Annotated in this window: 21 protein-coding genes and 1 tRNA gene; 10 read left to right on the forward strand and 12 right to left on the reverse strand. The window is 67.3% G+C overall.

Translation table 11 applies throughout. The features are described 5' to 3' along the window. Positions 1–3 precede the first annotated feature (3 nt). The 5 genes from AC5WS7_RS28030 to AC5WS7_RS28050 form a co-directional block, all read right to left on the reverse strand. The gene (locus tag AC5WS7_RS28030) at positions 4–393 is read right to left on the reverse strand and encodes a hypothetical protein (RefSeq protein WP_495957587.1); all 390 of its coding nucleotides are present in this window, start codon (positions 391–393) and stop codon (positions 4–6) included. A 77-nt stretch (positions 394–470) separates the two neighbouring features. Next, complete coding sequence (locus AC5WS7_RS28035) at positions 471–791, reverse strand: hypothetical protein (protein WP_495957588.1); 321 nt, start codon at positions 789–791, stop codon at positions 471–473. Between the two features lie 499 nt (positions 792–1,290). Next, positions 1,291–2,271: a ribose-phosphate diphosphokinase gene (locus AC5WS7_RS28040; protein ID WP_067892778.1), complete on the reverse strand. Its 981-nt coding sequence runs from the start codon at positions 2,269–2,271 to the stop codon at positions 1,291–1,293. Further along, positions 2,268–3,758 (reverse strand): bifunctional UDP-N-acetylglucosamine diphosphorylase/glucosamine-1-phosphate N-acetyltransferase GlmU, encoded by a 1,491-nt coding sequence (gene glmU, locus AC5WS7_RS28045; protein WP_495957589.1) that lies wholly within the window; start codon positions 3,756–3,758, stop codon positions 2,268–2,270. The genes AC5WS7_RS28040 and glmU overlap by 4 nt, the downstream gene beginning before the upstream one ends. A gap of 97 nt (positions 3,759–3,855) precedes the next feature. Further along, positions 3,856–3,926, reverse strand: a tRNA-Gln gene (locus tag AC5WS7_RS28050). A gap of 577 nt (positions 3,927–4,503) precedes the next feature. Here AC5WS7_RS28050 and AC5WS7_RS28055 point away from each other — a divergent pair. The 5 genes from AC5WS7_RS28055 to AC5WS7_RS28075 all read left to right on the forward strand — a co-directional run bounded on the left by AC5WS7_RS28055 (position 4,504) and on the right by AC5WS7_RS28075 (position 11,305). After that, positions 4,504–5,139, forward strand: a complete 636-nt coding sequence (locus AC5WS7_RS28055; RefSeq protein WP_495957762.1) for a TetR/AcrR family transcriptional regulator — start codon at positions 4,504–4,506, stop codon at positions 5,137–5,139. Between the two features lie 218 nt (positions 5,140–5,357). Then, positions 5,358–6,005: a TetR family transcriptional regulator gene (locus tag AC5WS7_RS28060; RefSeq protein ID WP_495957590.1), complete on the forward strand. Its 648-nt coding sequence runs from the start codon at positions 5,358–5,360 to the stop codon at positions 6,003–6,005. 500 nt (positions 6,006–6,505) lie between these two features. Continuing rightward, positions 6,506–6,670, forward strand: coding sequence for a type II toxin-antitoxin system Phd/YefM family antitoxin (locus AC5WS7_RS28065; RefSeq protein WP_495957591.1), 165 nt, complete (start codon positions 6,506–6,508; stop codon positions 6,668–6,670). 131 nt (positions 6,671–6,801) lie between these two features. Next, entirely contained in the window at positions 6,802–10,491 is a 3,690-nt protein-coding gene (gene mfd, locus AC5WS7_RS28070) for a transcription-repair coupling factor (protein WP_495957592.1), read from the forward strand. 181 nt (positions 10,492–10,672) lie between these two features. Further along, positions 10,673–11,305, forward strand: coding sequence for a nucleoside triphosphate pyrophosphohydrolase (locus tag AC5WS7_RS28075; protein ID WP_495957763.1), 633 nt, complete (start codon positions 10,673–10,675; stop codon positions 11,303–11,305). Between the two features lie 63 nt (positions 11,306–11,368). Here the strand turns inward: AC5WS7_RS28075 and AC5WS7_RS28080 are convergent, their stop codons facing one another. Continuing rightward, the gene (locus tag AC5WS7_RS28080; protein ID WP_495957593.1) at positions 11,369–12,343 is read right to left on the reverse strand and encodes a GlxA family transcriptional regulator; all 975 of its coding nucleotides are present in this window, start codon (positions 12,341–12,343) and stop codon (positions 11,369–11,371) included. A 122-nt stretch (positions 12,344–12,465) separates the two neighbouring features. Here AC5WS7_RS28080 and AC5WS7_RS28085 point away from each other — a divergent pair, with 122 nt between their 5' ends. From AC5WS7_RS28085 to AC5WS7_RS28095, 3 genes are read left to right on the forward strand one after another with little or no spacing between them, the layout of a single operon-like run. Continuing rightward, the gene (locus tag AC5WS7_RS28085; RefSeq protein WP_495957594.1) at positions 12,466–12,897 is read left to right on the forward strand and encodes a VOC family protein; all 432 of its coding nucleotides are present in this window, start codon (positions 12,466–12,468) and stop codon (positions 12,895–12,897) included. Positions 12,898–12,951: 54 nt separating this feature from the next. Further along, entirely contained in the window at positions 12,952–13,581 is a 630-nt protein-coding gene (locus tag AC5WS7_RS28090) for a hypothetical protein (protein ID WP_495957595.1), read from the forward strand. Then, the gene (locus tag AC5WS7_RS28095; protein ID WP_495957596.1) at positions 13,578–14,099 is read left to right on the forward strand and encodes an ROK family protein; all 522 of its coding nucleotides are present in this window, start codon (positions 13,578–13,580) and stop codon (positions 14,097–14,099) included. The genes AC5WS7_RS28090 and AC5WS7_RS28095 overlap by 4 nt, the downstream gene beginning before the upstream one ends. 73 nt (positions 14,100–14,172) lie before the next feature. Here AC5WS7_RS28095 and AC5WS7_RS28100 read toward each other — a convergent pair whose 3' ends face one another. Beyond that, positions 14,173–15,126, reverse strand: coding sequence for an AraC family transcriptional regulator (locus tag AC5WS7_RS28100; RefSeq protein WP_495957597.1), 954 nt, complete (start codon positions 15,124–15,126; stop codon positions 14,173–14,175). Positions 15,127–15,226: 100 nt separating this feature from the next. On the opposite strand from AC5WS7_RS28100, the gene AC5WS7_RS28105 reads away from it, so the two are divergent. Next, positions 15,227–16,138, forward strand: coding sequence for an MBL fold metallo-hydrolase (locus AC5WS7_RS28105; RefSeq protein ID WP_495957598.1), 912 nt, complete (start codon positions 15,227–15,229; stop codon positions 16,136–16,138). 104 nt (positions 16,139–16,242) lie between these two features. On the opposite strand, the gene AC5WS7_RS28110 is transcribed toward AC5WS7_RS28105, so the two are convergent. The 3 genes from AC5WS7_RS28110 to AC5WS7_RS28120 are packed head-to-tail and all read right to left on the reverse strand — an operon-like array spanning position 16,243 to position 17,510. Further along, positions 16,243–16,737: an SLOG cluster 4 domain-containing protein gene (locus AC5WS7_RS28110; protein WP_495957599.1), complete on the reverse strand. Its 495-nt coding sequence runs from the start codon at positions 16,735–16,737 to the stop codon at positions 16,243–16,245. Between the two features lie 3 nt (positions 16,738–16,740). Then, the gene (locus AC5WS7_RS28115; RefSeq protein ID WP_495957600.1) at positions 16,741–17,037 is read right to left on the reverse strand and encodes an MTH1187 family thiamine-binding protein; all 297 of its coding nucleotides are present in this window, start codon (positions 17,035–17,037) and stop codon (positions 16,741–16,743) included. Next, a complete protein-coding gene (locus tag AC5WS7_RS28120; RefSeq protein WP_495957601.1) occupies positions 17,034–17,510 on the reverse strand; it encodes a pyridoxamine 5'-phosphate oxidase family protein in 477 nt (158 codons plus the stop codon). The genes AC5WS7_RS28115 and AC5WS7_RS28120 overlap by 4 nt, the downstream gene beginning before the upstream one ends. A 634-nt stretch (positions 17,511–18,144) precedes the next feature. Between AC5WS7_RS28120 and AC5WS7_RS28125 the strand changes: the two genes are divergently transcribed. Then, positions 18,145–19,599 (forward strand): stealth family protein, encoded by a 1,455-nt coding sequence (locus AC5WS7_RS28125; RefSeq protein WP_495957602.1) that lies wholly within the window; start codon positions 18,145–18,147, stop codon positions 19,597–19,599. A 154-nt stretch (positions 19,600–19,753) separates the two neighbouring features. Here AC5WS7_RS28125 and AC5WS7_RS28130 read toward each other — a convergent pair whose 3' ends face one another. After that, on the reverse strand, positions 19,754–20,704 hold the full coding sequence (locus AC5WS7_RS28130) for a phosphodiesterase (protein WP_495957603.1): 951 nt from the start codon (positions 20,702–20,704) through the stop codon (positions 19,754–19,756). Positions 20,705–20,842: 138 nt separating this feature from the next. Beyond that, positions 20,843–22,246: an MATE family efflux transporter gene (locus AC5WS7_RS28135; RefSeq protein ID WP_495957604.1), complete on the reverse strand. Its 1,404-nt coding sequence runs from the start codon at positions 22,244–22,246 to the stop codon at positions 20,843–20,845. Positions 22,247–22,328: the final 82 nt, after the last annotated feature.

The raw sequence follows: 22,328 nt of genomic DNA on the forward strand, positions 1-22,328 counted from the left end.
AACTTAGCGCGACCCGTCGAGGGTCAGATCCCGCGGGGCGAAGTGGTACACGGCCAGGCTCACCACCGTGGCCAGGATCGAGGCCAGACTGGCCCATTTCCCGAGACGTTCGCCGCGCACATGCCCCACCGCGCCCAGGATCGCGCCGATCGGACCGAGCAGCCAGAGGCAGGACAGCAGGGTGAGCCCGGCGCAGACGAAGGCGATCGCGGAGAACAGCCCGGCGACCGGGTGCAGCGGCGACGCGGATCGAACACAGTGCGGCGGAACGGGATCCGGGCCGGGGCGTTTCCAGGTGCCGGTCGCGTCGTCGTCGGGGGAGCCGGGACGCTCGGGCCGGTGGCCGCCCGGGTACTGCCAGCTGGCGTCGGGATTGTCGGATTCCGTTCCCACGCCGCATCCCCTCGCTATCGGTGATCGTCTGTACGTAGTGGTTACCACGACAGCGCGCTGCGCGCGCGGCGACCGGTTCAGTCGCCCGGCTCGTCGACCACTTCCATCGCCGCGAGTTCGGCCGGCCGGTCGTCCTCGGCACGCTCCTCGTCCCGGTGCCGCCGCCGGGTCCAGGACTGATCGAGATCCCGGGCGATCCCCTGCCGCCCCCCGTCCTCGTGATAGTCGATGATCAGATTGCTCGGTGGGTCGGCGATGTATCGCTGGTACTCGCGCACCTCGTCGGCCTGCTCGTCATCCCCCAGGTCGTAATCGAGGTCCACCTCGTCCTCGTCGATATCCAGCACCTCGTCGACCAGTGCATCCCGCTCCTGATCCGGTCCCGATGCCGTGGTCATGGGCACACCGCCTCTCCACCGCAAGCCACCATGGCTGATAGCCCAACGCTACCGCCGATCGCCCCCGGATAGAATGTCGAGACAGCACCCACACCGAACAACAAGCAGGCTCAACACGCGCAATACGACCTCACGCGTCAGACGAGCCGTTACGGGTGAGACCACCCGGCCCCATGACGCTTTCTGCGGCCGAAGCTGTTCACCGGCCAGAGAAGCGAGCCGATACCCTGGCCGACACATCGAGTACGTCAATGTCCCGCGATGCCACAGGTGAGCCCCCGGAAACGTGGGGCCTAATGCTCAGCGGCGAAGCGTCTCTGTCGGGCTGGGAGTGGCCCGCTGAGCGATAGGTTCAGCGACGCCGACTCCAAGGTTTTCGGCGCGGGCTCGGCCTTCGGCCTTCGAAGCGCATGGCCGAAGGCCGAGTCCCGAGGGCTGAACGACGAGCCTTGAAGCGCCGAAAACCCCGCCGGAGCGAAGCGGAGGCCGAAAATCCAGCTCAGGCGTTCCCGTTGAACAGGCCCGTGACAGAGCCGTTCTCGAAAACCTCACGAATGGTCCGAGCCAGCAACGGCGCGATCGACAGCACCGTCAGCGACGGGAACTTCTTGTCCTCGGTGATCGGCAGCGTATTGGTGACGATCACCTCCTTGGCGCCGCAGGAGGACAGCCGCTCGGCGGCCGGATGCGACAGCACGCCATGTGTGGCGGCGATGACCACGTCGCCCGCACCGGCCTCGCGGAGCACCCGCACGGCCTCGGCGATGGTGCCGCCGGTGTCGATCATGTCGTCGATCAGGATGCAGGTGCGTCCCTCGACCTCACCCACCGGCCGGTGCGATTTCACCTGGTTGGGAACCAGCGGATCGCGCGTCTTGTGGATGAACGCCACTGGCGCGCCGCTGAGCGAGTCGGCCCACTTCTCGGCGACCTTGACCCGGCCCGCGTCGGGGGAGACGACGGTGACGTTCTCGGTGGAGTAGTGGGTGCGCACGTACTCCGACAACTGGACCAGCGCGTGCATGTGGTCCACCGGGCCGTCGAAGAAGCCCTGGATCTGATCGGTGTGCAGATCGACGGTGATGATGCGGTCCGCACCGGCGGTCTTGAGCATATCGGCGACCAGGCGCGCGGAGATGGGCTCGCGGCCGCGGTGCTTCTTGTCCTGGCGCGCGTACGGGTAGAACGGCAGCACCGAGGTGATCCGCTTGGCCGACCCGCGCTTGAGCGCGTCGATCATGATCAGGTGTTCCATCAGCCACTCGTTCAGAGGGGCCGGAAAGCTTTGCAGCACAAAGGCGTCCGAGCCGCGCACGGATTCCTCGAACCGGACGAAGATCTCGCCGTTGGCGAAGTCGCGAGCCGTTTGCGGGGTGATGGAGACGTCCAGTTCCTTCGCAACCTGCTCGGCCAATTCGGGGTGAGCGCGCCCCGAGAACAGCATCAGGTTCTTCTGGTTATCGGTCGAGAACGCGGTCACTCTCTGTTGCCATCCTTTTGCTCGGTTGCTTGACTCGCTGTGTCTGCGGCCTCGATCGCCTCGGCCGCGGCCTGTGCTGATGCGGTCCCTGGACGTTTCCGCTGCACCCAGCCCTCGATATTGCGCTGCGCACCGCCAGACACGGCCAGAGCGCCGGGCGGAACGTTTCTACGCAGCACAGTACCCGCCGCCGAATAGGCCCCGTCACCCACCGTGACCGGGGCGATGAACATGGTGTCACTGCCGGTCCGGACGTGTGAGCCGATGGTGGTGTGATGCTTGTTGACCCCGTCGTAGTTGACGAACACGCTGGACGCGCCGATGTTGCTGTACTCGCCGATGGTCGCGTCGCCGACGTAGGTCAGATGCGGCACCTTGCTGTACGCGCCGATCGAGGCGTTCTTGGTCTCCACGAATGCTCCGAGCTTGCCGGAGATCCCGACGATGGTGCCGGGCCGCAGATAGGCGAACGGGCCGATGGTGGCCGCGGGACCGATGGTCGCCCCTTCGGCGTGCGTGCGCACCACCCGCGCGCCGTCGCCGACGATCACATCGGTGAGCGTGCTGTCCGGGCCGACCTCGGCGTCCTCGCCGACGACCGTGTTGCCCATCAGCTGCACCCCGGGCCGCAGCACCGCGTCGCGGCCGATCCGCACGCTGGCATCGACCCAGGTGGTGGCCGGATCGATGACGGTGACACCGGCGCGCATATGCCGTTCGAGGATGTAGCGGTTCAGGGTTCGGGCGGCCGCGGCCATTTGCACCCGGTCGTTGACCCCGGTCACCTTGTTCGCATCGATCAGCCGAGCGCCGTGCACCGGATGCCCGGCCTCGCGGGCGAGCTTGAGCACATCGGTCAGATACAGCTCGTGCTGGGCGTTGGCGGTGGTGAGCCGGCCGATCATCACCCGGAGCACGGTGGCGTCGAAGACGTACACACCCGAGTTGACCTCGTTGATCGCGGCCTGTTCCGGGGTGGCGTCGGCATGCTCGACGATTTCGAGCACCCTGCCCTTCCCGTCGCGGACGATGCGGCCGTATCCGTTCGGGTCCTCCGGCTCGAAGGTCAGCACGGTGACCGCGGAGCGTTCGGTGTAGCTGCGATGTTCGTCGAGCAGCGCCGAGAGGGTGTGCCCGTCCAGCAGCGGCACGTCGGCCGAGGTGACGAGCAGATCGCCGGTGAAGTCCTCCGGCAGCGTCTCCAGTGCGCACTGCACGGCGTGCCCGGTGCCCAGCTGCTGCTCCTGGATGGCCGGGACGATTTCCCGATTCAGTTCCGCCGCAACGGCATTCACCGCGGCGCCGACCTGTTCGCGATCGTGGCCGATGACGGCGACGAGGTAGGTCGGGTCGATCTCGTCGGCGGCATGCAGCGCGTGGGCGAGCATGCTGCGTCCGGCCATCGAGTGCAGCACCTTGGGTGTCTTGGACCGCATTCGAGTTCCGGCTCCGGCAGCGAGAACGACGACGGCGGTCTGCTGTGGCATGGATCTCCCTCGGCTGGCGTCGTCGGGTGTCGTCGTCAGTATCGGATGTCGTCGTGATGTGTCGGGCGCGGACCACCATAGTCACCGCGCTCCCGAGCTCCGCCGCCAGGACTCGAACCTGGACTAACTGAACCAAAATCAGTGGTGCTGCCATTACACTACGGCGGATTGCCACACCGGCGGATCCACGAACCCGCCGCTGCGCCACGGCATGCGCGTAGATCCTCGCATGCGAGACCCCCCATCCGCCACTCTGTACCGCCTCGCTCCCCCGCCTCCCCGGGACTTCGGCGGGTCGTCGGGTGGGTGGAGGCTTGGGCGTCGGGCCGGCGGCTGGGAGCGGGGGCGAGTTCTGGGCGTACCCGGGGAGTTACCAATGTGAGTGCGAAATCAGTCGTTGCGGGGGATCGGGTCGGTTGGCGCCGTGTGATTTGCGTTGCCGGGCGGCGGTCGGGGGCGGGGAGTGGGTTCGATCCGGGGACTGGGTGGGGTGGGTTGCCGGTTATGGGGTGTGGCGCTGAGTTACTGGCGGTTCTCGGGTGGCCGGGGCGTTGCGGGAGGGGTGGGAATGGGAATTCGCACTGGGAATCGGGGGAGGGGATGTGGTGCGGGACAGTGGGGGCGAGAGGGTATGCGAAAGAGCTGCGGGGCGGTCTGCAAGAGTTGTCCAGGCAAGTTGGACGGATGCGCAGGGAGGCGGTGGGGTATGACCTCGGGTGATTCCAACCGGACGGGGCGGGCGCGCATGACCGGAACCCAGCGGCGGCAACAGTTGATCGAAATCGGGCGATCACTGTTCGCCGAACGCGGTTACGACGCCACTTCGATCGAGGAGATCGCGCAGCGGGCTCAGGTGTCCAAACCCGTTGTCTACGAACATTTCGGCGGTAAAGAAGGGCTGTACGCGGTCGTCGTGGACCGGGAGATGTCCTCGCTGCTGCTGATGATCACCTCCTCGCTGACCCAGAACCGTTCCCGGGTCCGCCTGGAACAGGTGGCACTGGCGTTGCTGACCTATATCGAGGAACGCAGCGACGGATTCCGCATTCTGATGCGCGATCAACCCGCCGCTGCGGCCGAGGGCACCTATTCGAGCCTGCTGAACGAGGCGGTCAATCAGGTCGCGCATATTCTCGCGGGCGATTTCGGCCGACGCGGTTTCGACACGAGCCTGGCCACGCTGTACGCGCAGGCGCTTGTCGGTATGGTCGCCACCGCCGCGACGTGGTGGCTGGACGAGCGCGAACCCTCGAAGGAAGTGGTCGCCGCGCATCTGGTCAATCTCTGCTGGAACGGGCTGACCCATCTCGAGGCCGATCCGCAGCTGGCGTCGGAATGGCCGAGCGGTATCCCCGAATCCTCCGGCGGCGCAACACCCTGAGCCGCGTCGCGCATCGGACGGGACGTAATCGGGGGAGGAACTGGACAGTTAACCCAAAATTAGCGACGGAGGCCGGTCTGAATGCTCGATTCCACTGGCGAGGGCCGGTCGGATGGTACGGTTCACCCATCCTTCAAGTGCTGTTCGAGCTGTGATGTCGGTCAACTTCGGGATGTCGGTCTACTTCGGGATGGCTGGATTGAGGACAGGCGGATCTGATGGCTAGGCAAGCGCGCGCGGAGATCACGCGCGATTCCGTCCTTGCGGGCGCGGCCGATGTCTTTCTGCGCCTGGGCTACGCGAACGCGAGCCTGAGCGAGATCATCGCGCAGTCCAATGTCACCAAGGGCGCGTTGTACTTTCACTTCGGCTCCAAGGAGGAGCTGGCTCGCGCCGTGGTGGACCAGGGTAACGAGCGGTTGGTCAGCGCGTGTCAGGGATTCTTCGACCCGCGGGTGCCCGCACTCGAGGCATCCATCGGAATCACCTACGTGGTAGCCGATCTCACCATGAACGACCCGATGGTCGGCGCGATGCTCAAGCTGACCCACCAGATCGGCGACTACCGCGGGGCCAGCGGCGACAACATCGCCAAGACCTGGGGCGAAACCCACCGCCTGCTCGCCGAACGCGCCATCGCCCAGGGGGATCTGAAGCCCGACCTGGATCCCGACACGATCGGCATGCTCCTGCAGGAGATGACCGCGGGCGTCCACATCACCGCCGTCGGCACCGAGTCGATCGACCAGATGGCCGTCCGCATGGAACGCCTCTGGTACTTCCTGCTGCCCTCGATCGTCCCGGAGGAGAAGGTCGCGTATTTCCGCGAGTTCGCCGCGCGGCGTTTACGCCGCTACGTGCCGTAATATCTGCCTCCGCTTCGCTCCGGCGGGGTTTTCGGCGCGCCGAAACCTTTGGGTTGGCGTTGCTGAACCTATCGCTTCGCGGGCGACTCCCAGCGCACCGAGACGCGCTTCGCCGCTGGGCGCGTTGGTCACCGCCTCGCTTCGCTTCGGCTGGTTTCAGGTTTGATGCGAAGGGCGTCGTTGTGTGGTCGAGACCTTGGCGTTCGGCCATGCGCTTCGAGGGCTGAACGACGAGCCCGCGCCGAAAACCTTTGGGGTTGGTGTTGCTGCGCCTTTCGCTTCGACTCCAGCCGCGCATAGGCGCTTCGCCGCTGACCGCGATCGACGTGGGGTGATGAACGGTCGCGCGGGCCACGGTCGGCCCGGCTGCCTGATTCGCGGATATGCTCTGCGACAGAGGTGATCGTGCAGCTGACTGCCGGGGTGGCCTGTCTGCTTCAACGGTGGTTCGGCAGCACGGGGGAACATTGGGAATGCTTTCGAGCGGAGGGATATCTCGGATGGTCATCGATGCCGGAGATGCTCGCGCACAGCTTCTCTCGTTGATCCGGCAGGTCAACGACGACCATGTGCCGGTGTACATCAGGTCTGAGCGCGGGGACGCGGTGCTCGTGTCGGCCGCGGACTTCGACTCGTGGCATGCGACCGCGTATCCGCTTCGCTGATCGGCCGACGCCGGGCGGCTGACGGAGGCGGTCGCTCGCGACCGCGCGGGGACTGGGCTCGGGGTTGTCGGGGGTGGTGACTAGACTCGGTTGGCCGCCGTCTGATGCCCATTTGCGCCAGGAGTCTGTTCATGTCCACCCAACGCCCATCTCTCGCGGGACTGGCCGCGGTGGCCGGTGCCGATACCGCGCTTGCCCAGGTCAGAGGGTTGGTGGGGCAGTCGCCGGTGCAGTTGATCGCGCCCTCGGCGGTGCGGCCGTTCGTGGCTGCGACGCTGGCCGGGGAGCGGCCGTTGGTGGTGGTGACCGCCACCGGGCGGGAGGCCGACGATCTGACGGTGGAGCTGGCCGAGATCGTCGGGACCGGCGTTGCGCTGTTTCCCTCCTGGGAGACCCTGCCGCACGAGCGCCTCTCCCCCAGTGCCGACACCGTCGGGCGGCGCCTGCAGGTGCTGCGCCGGCTGGCCCATCCGGAGGACCCGTACGTCGAGCCGCTGCGGATCGTGGTGACGACGGTCCGGTCGCTGATGCAGCCGATGGCCTCGGGCCTGGGTGATATCGAACCGGTGGTGCTGCGAGTCGGGGCCGAATTCGAATTGGACGAATTGGCCGCCCGGCTGGTCGAATTCGCGTACGAGCGGGTCGACATGGTCGGTAAGCGCGGCGAATTCGCGGTGCGCGGCGGCATTCTCGACATCTTCCCGCCGACCGCGGATCATCCTGTGCGCGTGGAGTTCTGGGGCGACGAGATCAGCGAGCTGCGGCCGTTCTCGGTCGCCGATCAGCGCTCGCTGACCGATGTCGCGGTGGAAATCGTTGTGGCGCAACCATGTCGCGAGTTGCTGCTCACCGAGGATCTGCGCGCCCGCGCGGCCGAGGTGGCCGCCGACCACGCCGCCGACGCCGCGCTGGTGGAGATGCTGGACAAGCTCGCCCAGGGCATCGCGGTCGAGGGGATGGAAGCGCTGCTGCCGGTGCTGCTTCCGCCGGGCATGAGCGGGTCAGGGCCGGAGGCGGCAGCGGAGCGTAACCACGTAGGCCCCCCGCTCATGCCCCATCGACCCGGCCTGCAACTGCTCACCGACGTCGTGCCCGCGGGAACCCATGTGCTGCTGTGTGATCCGGAGAAGATCCGCACCCGCGCCGCCGATCTGGTGCGCACCGGTCAGGAATTCCTGGAGGCTTCCTGGACCGCGGCCTCGTTCGGCGCCGCGGCCCCGCTCGGCGCGCACGGTCTGGACCTGGCGGCCTCGGCCTACCGCGATCTGGATGTCATCCACGCCGGCGCCGACGCCCGCGAACTGCCCTGGTGGACGCTGAGCCCGCTGTCCTCCGGCGATCCGGCCGAGGTCGTGCTGCCCGTCCTGGCCGCACCGGTCGCTCGCGGCTCGGAGGAACTGGTCGCCACGGTCTTCGCCTCGCTGCGCGCGCATGTGAGCACCGGCGGGCGTGCGGTCATCGTGGTCGCCGGACACGGTACGGCACAACGCGTTCTGGAACGTCTCGCCGATGCCGAGGTCCCCGCCGCGACGCTCGAACCCGGTGCGGAACCCGTGCGCGGGCTGGTCGGTGTGCTGTGCGGTTCGTTGCACGACGGGGTGGTCTTCGACGACGCGAAACTGGTCGTCATCGCCGAATCGGATCTGACCGGCAATCGCGTCACCGCACCCGGCGAGGGCAAGAAACTGCCCGCGCGCCGGCGCAACCAGGTCGATCCGCTGGCGCTGAACTCCGGCGATATGGTCGTGCACGATCAGCACGGCATCGGCCGTTTCGTGGAGATGATCGAGCGCACGGTCGGCGGCGCGCGCCGGGAATACCTGGTCATCGAGTACGCGCCCAGTAAGCGCGGCCAGCCCGGCGACCGGCTGTTCGTGCCGATGGATTCGCTCGATCAGCTCTCCCGCTACGTCGGCGGCGAGATGCCGAGCCTGTCCAAACTCGGCGGTTCGGACTGGTCGAATACGAAACGCAAGGCGCGCAAGGCCGTTCGTGAGATCGCGACCGAACTCGTGCAGCTGTACGCCGCCCGCCAGGCCGCCCCCGGACACGCCTTCGCCCCGGACAGCCCGTGGCAGCAGGAGATGGAGGACGCGTTCGCGTTCACCGAGACGCACGATCAGCTCACCGCCATCGCCGAGGTCAAGGCCGATATGGAGAAGGCGGTCCCGATGGACCGGGTGATCTGCGGCGACGTCGGCTATGGCAAGACCGAGATCGCGGTGCGCGCGGCGTTCAAGGCGGTGCAGGACGGTAAGCAGGTCGCGGTGCTGGTGCCGACGACGCTGCTGGCCCAGCAACATCTGCAGACCTTCGCCGAGCGCGTCGCCGGATTCCCGGTGACGGTGAAGGGCCTGTCCCGCTTCACCGATCCGGCCGAATCGCGAGAAGTGCTGGAGGGTATGACAACCGGTGAGGTCGACATCGTCGTCGGCACCCATCGCCTGTTGCAGACGGGCGTGCGGTGGAAGGATCTGGGCCTGGTCATCATCGACGAGGAGCAGCGTTTCGGGGTCGAGCACAAGGAACACATCAAGGCGCTGCGTACGCACGTGGACATGCTGACCATGTCCGCGACGCCGATTCCGCGCACCCTGGAGATGAGCCTGGCCGGCATCCGCGAGATGTCGACCATCCTGACCCCGCCCGAGGAACGCCATCCGATCCTGACCTACGTCGGCGGATACAACGACAAACAGGTCGCCGCCGCCATCCGCCGCGAGCTGCTGCGTGACGGGCAGGTGTTCTACGTGCACAACCGGGTGTCCTCGATCGACAAGGCGGCCAAGCGAATTCGCGATCTGGTGCCCGAGGCGCGGGTGGCGATCGCGCACGGTCAGATGAACGAGGACACGCTCGAGCGCACCGTCCAGGGTTTCTGGGAGCGCGAGACCGACGTGCTGGTGTGCACCACCATCATCGAGACCGGCCTGGACATCTCCAATGCCAATACGTTGATCGTGGAACGCGCTGACGCGCTGGGACTTTCGCAGCTGCATCAGTTGCGCGGCCGGGTCGGGCGCAGCCGCGAGCGCGGTTACGCCTACTTCCTGTATCCGCCGGAGAAGCCGCTCACCGAGACCGCCTACGACCGGCTGGCCACCATCTCGCAGAATTCGGATCTGGGCGCGGGTATGGCCGTGGCGATGAAGGATCTCGAAATCCGCGGCGCCGGAAACGTTCTGGGCGCGGAACAGTCCGGACATGTCGCCGGTGTGGGCTTCGATCTGTACGTGCGGCTGGTCGGGGAGGCGGTGGAGGCATACCGCGCCGCCGCCGACGGCCGTCCGATCGTCACCGACGAGGAGGTCAAGGAGGTGCGCATCGATCTTCCGGTGGACGCGCACATCCCGCCCGACTACATCTCCAGCGACCGGCTGCGGCTCGAGGCGTATCGCAAGCTCGCCGCGGCTCAGGACGATGCCGCGCTGGCCACGGTGGTGGAGGAGCTCGTCGACCGGTACGGCCCGTTGCCGGTGGAGGTCGGCAGGCTGGTGTCGGTCGCCAAGTTGCGGCTGCTGTGCCGCGAGTACGGACTCACCGAGGTCGGCGTCACCGGGACGACGCTCAAGATCTCGCCGATGCAGCTGGCCGATTCGAAGCAGCTGCGCCTCGAGCGCCTCTACCCGACCGCCACCTACCGTCCGACCACCGGCATCGTGCAGTTGGCGCTGCCGCGCGTGCAGGACAGCGTCGGCGCGGCCCGCGTACGCGACGTGCAGTTGCTCCAGTTCATCGCCGACATGCTGCTCGCGCTGGACGGAAAGCCCCAGGGCACAGTCGATCTGCGGGTCGCGACCGAGGTGTCGGCGGCGCGATGACGCGGTGTTGGACAACTGCCCGCAGGGCCGTGACAACGAGGGGCCGGTGACCGCGGCCCGCCGAGACGGCGTGCCGGGGCGCGCGGACGAAACTCGGCCGAATGCGGACAGCGCGGCGGATCCGGCGCACTCGGCCGATTCCGCCCAGATTGCGCACGGCCTCACCGAGGCTGTGCAGGTGATGGACCGGCTGTGGAGTTTCGGTGGCTGGGAGGTCACCCAGACGCACGACTCGCTGCGCCCGTACCTGCTCGAGGAGACCTACGAGCTGCTCGACGCCATCCAGCAGGGCGATACCGGAACCATCAAGGAGGAACTCGGCGATCTGCTGCTGCAGGTGCTGTTCCACTCCCGAATCGCCGAGGCCGCAGGCGAATTCACCGTCGACGACGTAGCCGCTGCCCTGGTCGCCAAGCTCGTGCACCGCAGCCCGCACCTGCGCGACGCCTCGATGGATCCGCGCGCCACGGTCGAGGAGAAGATCGCCGCCCAGGAAAAGGCTTGGGAGGAAAGGAAATCCGCGGAGAAGTCCCGCCGCTCCTGCCTCGACGGCATAGCCATGGCCCAACCCGCCCTCGCCCTGGCCGAGAAGGTCCGCTCCCGCAGCGCCAAGGCCGGTCTGCCCGACGATCTCGTGCCGGAACTCCTGCGGGTGATCCATCTCGGCGCCTCGGACAGCGCCGAGGAACGCCTCCGCAAGGCCACCATGTCCTTCGCCGCCGCCATCCGTACCGCGGAGGACGCCGCCGAACACGCTCGCGGACAACGCCTCCCGCTCGCCCCCGAGGACTGGCACACCTATTGGCCGCGGTGAGGCCGGTCGCGGCACAGTGCGAGAACCGATGCCCGCGACAAGGGGCGGATGCCCGATCGGCCATCACCAGGTCAGTCGCGCGGATCGCAGCTCGGCCAGCGACATGTCCCTTCGTCGGCGGGCGAGGCTGCGTAGCGTGCCGGCGTTGAGATAGCCGACCCTGGTGGCGATCGCATCCACCGTCAACGCCGTGGTGCGGAGCAGTTCCGCGGCCCGTTCCAGGCGGATATCGTCGGCGAAATCCTTGGGGGACATGCCGAGTTCGCTCTGGGTGGCGCGTTGCAGGCTTCGCTCGGTGATGCCGAGTTCGTGTGCGGCCTGGGAGACGCGGAACTGCTGCGAGATGTGTTCGCGGACCCATCGCTCGAAGGCCGCGGTGAGGGAGTTGTCGCGGGCGATGACCTCGGAGACGGAAAAGTTGGCCTGGGTCTTCCGGTTTCCGGCGGCGAGGTATCTGGCGGCCAAATCGGCGAGCGCCGGACTCTTGGCCCCCACCAGTGACAGCGCCAGGTCGAGGTGGGACAGCGACGCCCCCGCCGTCGTGACGTGCCGGCCGCGGCACAACGTGAGATTCTCCTGCAGGCTGACCTGTGGGTACCGGCGCCGGAAGCCCGGTCCCAGCCACCAGCTGGTCGTGGCCGGTGAACCGTCGAGCACTCCGGCCTCGGCCAGGAAGAATGTGCCCGTACAAGCGGCGGCGAGGTGGGCGCCGGCCGCCCGCGTATCCCTGATCCGTTGCAGCACAGCCTGATTACCGGATCCGGATACCAGGCCGATCAGTGACTCGAGGTCGAGGACGTTGACCGCGGGCACCACCATCACGTCGGGATCCCCGGCCAGGTCGTCGAGCCGCACCGTCGGGATGGTATGGCCGTGGCCCGACCGCACACTGGCTCCCAGGGAGACCACCTGCACTTGCCACGAATCCGGTGGCACCGGCAGCTCCGAGCGCAGGGCATTCGCCATGCCGAACGTCTCCAGCAGGGCGGTGAACCCGAAGTCCGCGACGCCGTCGGTCACGAAGATGGCTACACGCATGTCGGAAATGGTACGGAAAGTGTCGTATCCGACACTACTTTCCTGAATTTGCGCGGCATACGGTTTCAAGCACACGAACACCCCGCCCGTTCATCCGTTCATCCACCACCCTTGGAGTGCGCATGCCCGTCCTGGCCACCACCGGCACCCATCACATCCGCCTGACCGTGACCGACATTGATCGCTCACGCGCCTTCTATCGTGATGTCCTCGGGTTCGAGGTAGCCGCGGAGTCGCCGGGCAGCCCGGACGATCCGCAGGTACGTGCGGACCCGTTCCGGTTGTACGGCGGCTGTGTATTCCAGGCCAACGGCATGCTGCTGGGGCTGCGTCCGGTCGCACCGGCGCCGGACCGTTTCGACTCCGAGCGGGTCGGCCTGGACCACCTGAGCTTCTCGGTCGAATCCAAGAACGAGCTGCATCGCGCGGCCACCCGGCTCGAGGAGGCGGGCATCGAGCACGGACAGATCATCGATATGCCGCAGTTCGGGATCTCGATCCTGTCCTTCGACGACCCGGACGGCATCCATCTGGAACTCACAGCACCGCTGTGAACCCTGGAACGAATTCGGTGCCCGACCGCACGGGTATCCGGAAAAGGTAGACCGATGCATCACCGGCGTCCCTACAACGACACCGCCGTAGCTGCGGTATTGCCCGGCCCGAGCGCGCTGCTGCGTGCACTCGCCGGGCAGAACGCCAGTCCAGCGCGGCGGAACGACGCACCGGCACGCCGCGCCCATGCGCACGACGGAGCCGAGCGCCGGCGCGGTGGAGTGATCAGCCAAGCGCTGTGCGGCCTGGCGCGCGAACTGACCGAGGTGCATCGGCAGATGGGCGTTCACCCGAACCTGGTCGATGAGCTCGGCTCCCGCCGTGTCGTGCTGATCGCCGATATCGACGCGTGGACGATCCGGAACCTGCCGAGCCCGGCGGTGGGGGCACGACCGCACGAACACACGCTCGGCGAAACCATCGATGGCATGGCAGCGGTCGCGGCGCACGCCTTCCTGCTCCTGGCGACCGACGGCCCAACCTCCGACCGAGTGCATCGGCAGTGGACTCGGCTCGCCGAATTGGAGGTCGCCTACGGAGATCTGGCACGCGATCTGCGTGACGGCCGCCGCTACCTCCCGGTGGTGCGCGCGCACGGCCCCGATCAGCAGGTGGTAACCGCGCACGGGCCGAACAATTATCGAACCATTCCGAAAAGCCCTGTGGCGGTGGACTACTCATGAGTGCGCTGGCTTTGGATATCGGTCCTGTGACTTTCGCCGCGGGCCGGATCACCGCATGGCCGGGTATCACCGGTACCCGCCGCATTCCGACACCGGCGCACGCGGTGTGGGAGAGCTGCCGCGAACTGTTGCTCGATGTCGCCGGGGACGATGAAATCGCCGCGGTGGGCATCGCGTGTGCCGGGCCGATCCGGCACACCACGGGCCTGATCGCCCCTGCCGGGATACAGTCGTGGCGTCATGGATTCGCGCTCGCGGACGCGGTGCGGCGCATGTTCCCGGCCGCCACGGTCGAAATCGCCACCGATTGCCACTGTCTGATGCTGGCCGAGCGACACACCGGCGCGCGGGTAGATGCCGACACGATACTGGCAGGCGCGGCAATCCTCACCCGGACCGCGGGACGACCCTCTGTCCCGCCCGCATCATGCGCGGCGGGAAAGCTCGGAATCGATCGGGCCGCAACCGGTCAGCACCCGTCGTGGCATATCACGTGCCGGCACCACAGGCCGGGATGACCCGAGGATGCCCGCGCGTGATCTCCGAACCCTGTCGTGCGCGGATGCGATGCGTGGCAACAGGTGTAACGAATCATTCCGCAGTGGTAACGAAAGGCCTTGTGGGAGCGGAAGTTCGAGCGCTGGTGGTGCGGTAGCGGCCGGGAGAGAGGCCGAATTGTCTGGCGAAGGCGTGGGAGAAGGCATACGGGGTGGCGTAGCCGACCTGAGATGCTATGGCGGACAACGGGTCTTCGGTGTCGCGAAGTAGGACCGCGGCGCGGGTCATGCGCCACCAGGTGAGGTATCCCATGGGCGGCCGGCCGGCCAGGGCGGTGAAGCGACGGGCGAGCGTGGCGCGCGAGACGCCGGTCTCGGCGGCGAGGCGGTCGATGGTCCAGGGTGCGGCGGGGTCGGTGTGCAGGGCGCGCAGGGCGGCGGCGGTGATCGGATCGGTCAGCGCGGCCGGCCACAGACCGGTGCGTGATTCGGTCATCCACGCGCGGATCATGTAGATCAGCAGCAGGTCGAGCAGGCCGGGGACGGCGATGCACGAGCCCGGGCCGCGGCGGTCCAGTTCGAGTCCGAGCAGATCGATCGCGGAGCGCAGTTCGATCCGGTCGCCGATGCGGGTCGGCAGGTGGATCAGCTGCGGCAGTTCGGCGACGAGGGGGTGCTGCCCGCGGCGGTCGAGCCGGTACTTGCCGCACAGAACCTCGAAATCGGCAGTGTCCGAGGGTATTTCGGGGCTCTGCCCCGCGCGCCATCGCTCGAACGGTATCGCGTGGGTCGCGGCGTGCTCGTCGAGTGGATGGTCGGCGAGCACATGTTCGGTCCCGTGCGGCAGCAGTACCGCATCGCCGGGGCCCAGCAGCACCGGATCGCCCACCTCGGGAAGGACCCAGCAGTTGCCCCGCAGGACGACGTGGAACCCCGCGCCGTCGTAGGCGGTCAGGCGAGTGGACCAGCCGCGCTCCCGAGTGCGCAGCCGGCTCGACGACGGCTGTCCCAGGCGCATCGCGGCGATCGCATCGCTCAGCACATCCATGCAGCCAGCATAGCGATCAAGCTCATCAGTGAGATGAACACGTATTTTTTCGACGTGAGCGAGCATTGAACGACTCATATGCCCGCCATAGCCTGTGAATATGGAAAGTTCACAGAGCATCGTGCTGGGCGAGGTGGAGATCTTCCGCGTCATCGAGTGGCGGGGACAGTTGATGCCGGGCCCGGCCCTGCTGCCCGACACGACCGAGCGGACCTGGCGAGAGAACGCGGACTGGCTCGCACCGGACCACTGGGATGCCGATACCGAACTCGCCGTGGCCGCGATTCAGACGTGGGTACTGCGCAGCGGCGGCCGCACGATCCTGATCGATACGGGTGTCGGCAACGATCGCGAGCGGCCCGGACGTGAGCTGTTCCACCGGCGGCACAGTGACTTCCCCGAGCGCATGGCACGGGCCGGCGTGCATCCCGACGATGTCGACATCGTGATCAACACCCACGTACACGGCGATCACGTCGGCTGGAATACGCACGACGTCGACGGTGAGTGGGTTCCGGCCTTCCCCAACGCGCAGTACCTGATTCCGGCGGCGGACGAAGCGTACTTCGGCCCCGGCAACAACTACGCCGACGGCCGCCGCCCCGACGACGAATTCATGTACGAGGACAGCATCGCTCCCGTTCATCGCGCAGGTCAGAGCATCCTGTGGGAGAACGCCTACCGCATCGACGAGAATCTCACCCTCGAGTCCGCCCCCGGTCACACTCCCGGTTCCTCGGTGGTCCGCCTGGCATCGGGCGGCGACCGGGCCGTCTTCGTCGGCGATATGGTGCACAGTCCCATGCAGCTGCTGCACCCGTCCTGTAGCAGCTGCCTGTGCCTGAACCCTCGGGAAGCCGCGATCACCCGCCGCCGAGTCGTCGAACGTGCCTCCGACCAAAGGGAATTGGTGATACCCGCCCATCTCGGCGGCTCAGGTGCGGTCGAAGTTCGCCGCGCCGGAGCGGGTTTCGCGCTCGGCGAATGGGCGGCGATGAGCGAACCGCGCTGAATCACCAAGTGCGGCAGAGGGCGCGAAACCGTTGACCACAGCGCTATCTCGATGGATCAGCGCGAATGCTGTTGCCGCGTTGCGACATCGGAGGATTCGCGGGATCAGGCGCCGGCAGGCCTGTCGATTCCGGACAGTGCGTACTCCACGGCCTGCGCGGGGGAGTGCGCCCGGAACGATGGATCCGGCACCGGGTTTCCGGTGCTGTCGAGCAGTTGCCAGCCGCCGAGAGTGACCACGCGCGCACCTCGGCGGTGCGCGAGGGCGAATTCGGACAGTGTGCCCCAGGAACCGCCGATGACGATCACCGCGTCGGCCGAGGAGACGATGACGGCATTGCGTGCCTCGCCCATATTCGTCCGGATCACCGCCGACACACCGGCGCAGACCGCGCCCGGATCGTCGTCCGGCCGGATCCCGATCACCAGGCCACCGGCCTCGCCCGCCCCGGCGGCCACCGCCGCCATCACCCCGGTACCGCCCCCGCACAGCACGGTCGCCCCCGCCTCGGCCAGTAACCCGCCGACGACCAGGGCATTCTCCGCCTCGGCAGCGGTGCACTGCCGAGGACCGCAGACGGCGACCTGGATCGCGGGCACGGCCTACTCCTGCGCGAGGTAGCGCTCGACGCTGGCCACCTTGGCGGTCATCGCATCGCTCACCCCGGGACGCACGTCCGCTTTGATCACCAGGCTGCACCGGGAGGAGACGGCCATGACGGCGTCGGTGGCCTGCTTGATCACGGCCATGACCTCGTCCCACTCGCCTTCGACGGTGGTGTACATGGCGGTGGTCTCATTGGGCAGGCCGCTTGCGCGCACGACGCGCACCGCCTCGGCGACCGCGCGTCCGACTTCCTCGCCGGACCCGATGGGCGTGATGGAGAAGGCGGCGATCACTGCCGGGCCTCGGCCATCGTGCGTAATGTCGCCACCCGGGATTCGAGATAGTGCAGTTCGGAATCGTCCAGCACCTGGCGCTGAATACCCGTGGTGATGGCGAACGCGGACTGGTGGTGATCGTCGATCACGTCGACGTCGATGTCCACGGCGGTGTAATCCTCGGCGCCCGGCATCGGATCGGCGAGCACATGCGCCCGGCCCCGTGCGCACAACGCGACATTGCCGCCGCCCAGAATCAGCAGCGCCACCTCGGGACGCGCCCGCAACCGAGCCAGGGAACCACGATCGGACTTGAGGCTCAACAGGATTCGGCGATCTCCGGCGCGCACCGGCCAGGAGACGGGGATGGCGTGCGGAGCCGGGTCGGTCGTCACGAGAACCGCGATCGTGTCCAGCGGCCACTCCGGCAGGACGTCGAGTTCGGGATGTTCGGTCGAGGACTCGTGACGTTCTCGGGCTCCGGTTACCATCTCTGCTCACCTCACGGTCGGCTATGCGGCGGGCTGTGCCACAGTTAGCAGTGTAAGCCGTTGCGCCGCATGACCGCTGGCCGCGCACACCGGCTGCGGTCCGGTGGTATGCCTATCCTCAATTCATGACCGAGCGGTATGTGCGCCTGAGCCGGCCGCCGAACTTTCGCGGCGTTTTCGTTACCGCTGTGAAAAATGCGTTCGGACCTGCGCGGGTATGGATTGACTAATCGGTCTCGTTCGTTGCATCATTCGTAACAGTTCCTCGTCGAGTCGAGGTCTGGAGAGTTACCGGCCGATGGCCGCCCGGTGAAGTTCGCCGATGCCGCCACGCGTGGTGCATGCACGCGATGTCGGCGGTCGGCACAGCAATCAGCGACGCTCGAATGCGTCCGTCCGTGAGTGAGGTGAGAACGAATGGAATTGCGATCCTCTCGCCATCGGTTATGGGCAGCCTTTCCGAACAGTCTCACCGCGCCGGGACGAATTCGGTTTCTTCCCTAGCGCACAACGGTTCCGCTAGCCCTCCGCCGTCCAGGTGGAGGGCGCTGTGTGTTTGTAGTTCAGGGGTGTGAATGCCCGTATTCCGCCGGTTCGCCCGGCACGGGCCGATGTGGAAAACAGGAGATCGACGATGACGGAATTCGATGCAGTGGACGTGACCGGGTGGACCGACGGCCCCAGCGCGGTGCGCAATCTGTCGGTATCGGCCGCGGTGATCGACGATTTGCGTTATCTGCGTGGTGAATTCGCCGCGGCGGAAGTGCCGTACCTGTTGGTGCGCGATGCGGCAAGTAGGCCGGTGCTGGCCGTGGACTCGACGTATCGCACGGCGTTGCGGCGAGTGCTCGGAGCCTCGATGATCGCCGGATTCTCCTGTAACGAGTTGCGGCACAACGTGGTCAGGCTCGGCAGAGACGCCGATCCGGCGCATCACGTCGATATCGAGCTGTGGGATCACCACGGCGATACCGTCGAGTGCCCGCGTCCGAACGCGTTGACCCGCACCGTTTTCGACCTCGCCGATGTCACCCGCAGCACGGTCCTGCTGTTCGATACCAGCTGGCCGACCCTCGACGGCATGTTCGCGCCGCATCCTACCGACGTCGGCTTCGACATCGATATCGTCTACTCCTGGGTGGACGGCGCCGATCCCGAATTCCGTGCTCGCCGTGCGGGAATGATGGCACAGGTCGTCGTGGGTGAGGGCGATGCCGCCGATGCTCGCATCCGTCAGATCGACGAGCTGCGGTACGCGCTGCGCTCGGTGCACAAGAACGCGCCCTGGATCCGGCGTATCTTCATCGCCACCGATTCGGCCGTGCCCGCCTGGCTGGCCCAGGATCCGAAGGTGACGATCGTGCGCGCGGTGGACCACTTCTCGGATACCGCCGGGCTGCCGGTGTTCAACTCGCACGCCGTCGAATGCCAGCTGCACCACATCGAGGGCCTGTCCGAACACTTCCTGTACTCCAACGACGATATGTTCTTCGCCCGCCCGATCCGGCCTTCGATGTTCTTCACCCCGGCCGGGATCAGCCGCTTCATCGAGGCCGGTACGCGGATCGGTCCCGGCGCCAACAACGAGCGGCGCAGCGGATTCGAGAATGCGGCCCGGGTGAACCGGCAGCTGCTGGCCCGCCGCTTCGGGCCGCTGATCACCCGGCATCTGGAACATACACCGGTTCCGTTGCGCCGCAGCGTGTTGCACGAGATGGAACACGAGTTCGGCGCGGATTTCGCGCGAACCCGGGCCAGCCGGTTCCGTGCGGCCACCGATATCTCGGTGACCAATTCGCTGTATCACTACTACGCCCTGTTCACCGGCCGGGCGGTACCGCAGGAGGCGGCGAAGATGCGCTACGTCGACACCACCAGCCACAGCGGCCTGAGCCTGCTGCCGACCCTGGCCCGACGCCGCAACGTGGACTTCTTCTGTCTCAACGACGGCAGTTTCCCGGAGGTCGCCGAAGCCGAACGGGTCCGGGCGGTCTCGGAATTCCTTCAGGGCTATTTCCCGGACCCGGCCCCGTGGGAACTGATCACCGACGACGATCCGCTCGCCGCCCTCGAACCCGGTGCGGCATAACCGGATTCGATTATTCATCGAACTCGGCGGCGGGCACGGGCATCGGCTCGCCGAAGCCGGGACGCACCCTGGGTGTCACCCGTGCGTGGGCCGGTCGCTGCCCGGCCGGCTCAGCGATTGCACGCCATCGTGTCGGGCAGCCCCGGGCCGTGGCTCAGGGCACCGCTTCGCCGTCGACCTCCGGCGTCGCAGTGCGGCCGGGCAGGACGTGCGGGATGCGCCCGGCCTCCGGGATGACGATCCCGGCCTCGCGTAATCGCTGCGCCGCTTGCTCGGGGGTGACCGGGCGCCCGACGGTCGGGCCGTGGTCGAGCGGGACCACCGAATGTACGACCGTATCCGGGTAGACGTGCACGTAGTTGAAACTCTGCGCGCCGTCGCGGCCGCGCTGACCGCCGTCGGTGACGGCCAGGTCCTGGCTGTAGCAGGCCGATGACGCCACCGAAACCGGAATTCCGGCGAAGGTCGCGGTGGTCGAGAAGTGCAAGTGACCGGCGAGGATGGCGCGCACATCGGTGCCGCGCAGGACCTCGGCGAGGCGGCGCTGGTCACGCAGTTCCACTGTGACGGCCAGATCCTGAATGCACGGCACCGGCGGGTGATGCATGGCCACGATACTGCCGAACGGTGCGGGCTCGGCCAGAACCGAACGCAGCCAAGACAATTGCGCGTCGGTGAGCTCACCGTAGTGCTCACCCGGCACCGTCGAGTCCAGCACCACTATGCGAAGTCCGTCCACGAGGTGCACTCGATCGAGGGGTTCGGCCGAAGCGGACTCGTCGAGCAGGTGCTCGCGCAGTGCGGCCCGGTCGTCGTGATTTCCCGGCACCCACACCACCGGTGCGCCGAGCTGTTCGGCGAGCGGTTCGACCAGTGCGCGCAGCCGGTCGTAGGCGTCCGGCTCACCCTGATCGGTCAGATCTCCGGTGAAGACGATCGCCGCGGGGGTGATCCGGCTGGCCTCGGCCTGGGCGAGCAGCCCGCGCAACCGCTCGACCGCGTCGACGGCGCCGTAGAGCGCACCGTCGCCGACCAGATGGGTATCGCTGAAATGGAACAGAATGTGGTCCGGTCGCGGATACTCCGCGACTCTGTTGCTGGGCACCGGACTCCTCCCCGCGCTCGCTCGTCGTCGTGACGGGCACTGTGGCTTCGTCCTCGTTGCCGAGAATAGCGAAACCCGTCCACTCCACAGTGCCCGTGCCCGGTGACGACATGCTTACGCGCAGATGAGAACTTCGACTCAGCCGTGCCCCGGAAGGCTATCGGCCAGCAGCCGGGGCTCGGCCTGCTCACGCGTGTCCAGATGCGCGAAATACCGGCGCAGCATCAGTCCGGCGGTCGTCGCGAGACCCGTGGCCAGACCCCACCAGACCCCCGCCGGGCCCAGTCGCAGCGGGAAGGCGAGCAGCAGTGCTGTGGGCAATCCCACAATCCAGTAACCGATCAGCGACAGCCGGAATCCTGCCTTGGTGTCGGTCATCCCGCGCAGCAGTCCGTTGCCGATGTTCTGCGCCGCGTCGAAGAATTGCAGCACGATCGCGATCAGCAGCAGGGTGTGCGCGAGATGGATGGTGGCGTGATCACGGCTGGTCAGGAACGGGCGCAGCACGATGTCCGGCATGACGACGTACAGCACTCCCACCAGCCCCGCGACTATCGCCGCATGCCGCAGCGCCAGCCAGGCCAGGGTGCGAGCGCGCCGGTACTCCTCGCGCGCCGCAGTCCGGCTGACCAGTATCGACGCGCCGTGTGAGAGCCCCACCGCCACCTGGAACACGATGTACACCAGTTGATAGACCACGTTGTGGGCGGCCAGCGCGGCCGGGCCGAGGGTGCCCATCACCAGCGCCAGCACCGAGAACAGGCCGGCCTCCGAGCCGTAGGTCAGCGCGATCGGCGTGCCGAGACGCAATTCCGCCATCACGGTCGCCCGGCGCACCGGCCACGGCCGCAGCGGCAGGGTCGCGCCGAGTTCGTCGTCGTGGTGCACCATCAGCCAGAACGCCACGAACATCAGCAGGAACACCAGTGCGGTGGCCACCCCGACACCGGTGAGGCCCATCGCCGGAATGCCCGCCCAGCCGTGCGTGAAGGCAAGGGCCGCAACGAGATTCAGCGCAACCGAGCCGAGGGTGACCAGCAGCAGCGCCTGCGGCCGGCGCATGCCGACGGTGTACTGCCGGATCACCTGGAACCACAGGCACGGCAGCAGGCCGGGCGCGAGCGCCACCATCATCGGCCGGGCCTGGGCGAGTACCGCCTCGTCCTGGCCGAGCCAGCGCAGCGCCCAGCCCAGACCGATCAGCACCAGCCCGCCCAGAATGCCCGCGACGGTCGAGATCAGCAGGCTCGCCCGGACCACCTCGCGAATCTCGGTGTCCGCCGTTGTATTTCGCTTCTCCGCCCGGCTGACCACGGTCGCGACCCGATTACCGGTCGCGGTGATCAGCCCGACGCACATGGTTCGGATCTGGTTGAACAACACCAGTGCCAGCCCGCCGGCGGCGACCTGGTTCACGCCGAATGAGCCCATCAGGGCGATATTGGTGGTCGACACCGCGACCTGGGCCAGCTGTGTCATGGCGATCGGCGTGGCGAGCGCGGTCAGTTGCCGCCCGTCCGACCGCACCGTCGTGTTGCTCATCGTGCCGCCCCATCGGTGAGAATTGCATTCTCACTTAGGTATACCTTACTTCCGCGGTAACTTGGAAACCGTGTTCTCGTCG

The sequence above is a fragment of the Nocardia sp. PLKS1-43 genome (genome assembly GCF_059510335.1).

Excerpts from the sequence above, each read along its gene's own strand:
- AC5WS7_RS28035 (WP_495957588.1), bottom strand. The coding sequence starts at position 791 with ATGACCACGGCATCGGGACCGGATCAGGAGCGGGATGCACTGGTCGAC.
- glmU (WP_495957589.1), bottom strand. The coding sequence starts at position 3,758 with ATGCCACAGCAGACCGCCGTCGTCGTTCTCGCTGCCGGAGCCGGAACT.
- AC5WS7_RS28055 (WP_495957762.1), top strand. The coding sequence starts at position 4,504 with ATGACCGGAACCCAGCGGCGGCAACAGTTGATCGAAATCGGGCGATCA.
- AC5WS7_RS28060 (WP_495957590.1), top strand. The coding sequence starts at position 5,358 with ATGGCTAGGCAAGCGCGCGCGGAGATCACGCGCGATTCCGTCCTTGCG.
- AC5WS7_RS28065 (WP_495957591.1), top strand. The coding sequence starts at position 6,506 with ATGGTCATCGATGCCGGAGATGCTCGCGCACAGCTTCTCTCGTTGATC.
- mfd (WP_495957592.1), top strand. The coding sequence starts at position 6,802 with ATGTCCACCCAACGCCCATCTCTCGCGGGACTGGCCGCGGTGGCCGGT.
- AC5WS7_RS28075 (WP_495957763.1), top strand. The coding sequence starts at position 10,673 with ATGGACCGGCTGTGGAGTTTCGGTGGCTGGGAGGTCACCCAGACGCAC.
- AC5WS7_RS28080 (WP_495957593.1), bottom strand. The coding sequence starts at position 12,343 with ATGCGTGTAGCCATCTTCGTGACCGACGGCGTCGCGGACTTCGGGTTC.
- AC5WS7_RS28085 (WP_495957594.1), top strand. The coding sequence starts at position 12,466 with ATGCCCGTCCTGGCCACCACCGGCACCCATCACATCCGCCTGACCGTG.
- AC5WS7_RS28090 (WP_495957595.1), top strand. The coding sequence starts at position 12,952 with ATGCATCACCGGCGTCCCTACAACGACACCGCCGTAGCTGCGGTATTG.
- AC5WS7_RS28095 (WP_495957596.1), top strand. The coding sequence starts at position 13,578 with ATGAGTGCGCTGGCTTTGGATATCGGTCCTGTGACTTTCGCCGCGGGC.
- AC5WS7_RS28100 (WP_495957597.1), bottom strand. The coding sequence starts at position 15,126 with ATGGATGTGCTGAGCGATGCGATCGCCGCGATGCGCCTGGGACAGCCG.
- AC5WS7_RS28105 (WP_495957598.1), top strand. The coding sequence starts at position 15,227 with ATGGAAAGTTCACAGAGCATCGTGCTGGGCGAGGTGGAGATCTTCCGC.
- AC5WS7_RS28120 (WP_495957601.1), bottom strand. The coding sequence starts at position 17,510 with ATGGTAACCGGAGCCCGAGAACGTCACGAGTCCTCGACCGAACATCCC.
- AC5WS7_RS28125 (WP_495957602.1), top strand. The coding sequence starts at position 18,145 with ATGACGGAATTCGATGCAGTGGACGTGACCGGGTGGACCGACGGCCCC.
- AC5WS7_RS28135 (WP_495957604.1), bottom strand. The coding sequence starts at position 22,246 with ATGAGCAACACGACGGTGCGGTCGGACGGGCGGCAACTGACCGCGCTC.